The organism is Agrobacterium sp. MCAB5 (assembly GCF_052114365.1).
GTDB lineage: Bacteria > Pseudomonadota > Alphaproteobacteria > Rhizobiales > Rhizobiaceae > Agrobacterium > Agrobacterium tumefaciens.
On record NZ_JBFREP010000127.1, the window covers coordinates 1 to 639 of the forward strand.

At 60.4% G+C, this 639-nt stretch carries 2 pseudogenes; one reads left to right on the forward strand and one right to left on the reverse strand.

What is annotated here, in order from left to right:
- Positions 1-395, reverse strand: a pseudogene (locus AB4Z23_RS27750) (transposase); the annotation flags it as partial.
- Between the two features lie 96 nt (positions 396-491).
- Here AB4Z23_RS27750 and AB4Z23_RS27755 point away from each other — a divergent pair.
- Positions 492-639: pseudogene (locus AB4Z23_RS27755) on the forward strand (IS110 family transposase); the annotation flags it as partial.

Consider the following 639-nt stretch of genomic DNA (forward strand, 5'->3'; position numbering starts at 1 on the left):
ACCTGGCTCTTGGAGATGCCGCTCATGCCCATGGCCTTGACGAGATCATCGACGGATCGGGTCGAAACGCCTTGGATGTAGGCCTCCTGAATGACTGCCGTCAGAGCCTTTTCGGCCATGCGGCGCGGTTCAAGGAAGCTCGGGAAATAGCTGCCTGTGCGAAGCTTGGGAATGCGCAGCTCGACGGTGCCAGCCCGTGTCTCCCAATCCCGGTCGCGCTAGCCGTTGCGCTGGGCAAGTCGGAAGCCGTTCTTCTCCCCATAGCCCGCGCCGGTCTTCGTACCGACCTCCAGCGCCATAAGCTTCTCGGCAGCAAAGCCGATCATCTCGCGCAGCAAATCGGCATCGGCACTCTTCTCAACAAGCGAGCGCAGGTTCATCATGTCGTCGGTCATCGGTGGTGTCCTTCAGGTTGGTCTTGAACAACCCGACCCTACCGGAAATCACCGATGGCTATGAAATCCAGATACACCACGCGCTGGGACACGATCGGGCTGGATGGCTTCTGGCTGGGACGAGTGCTCAGCAAGGAGGCTTGGATCGAGAGCCACATTGTAGAAGCCGCATCAATTGCCATGCCGCGCCGGCATCGCCGGGCGAAGACCGACCGTATCGACGGCGAAACGCTGATCCGCGCAT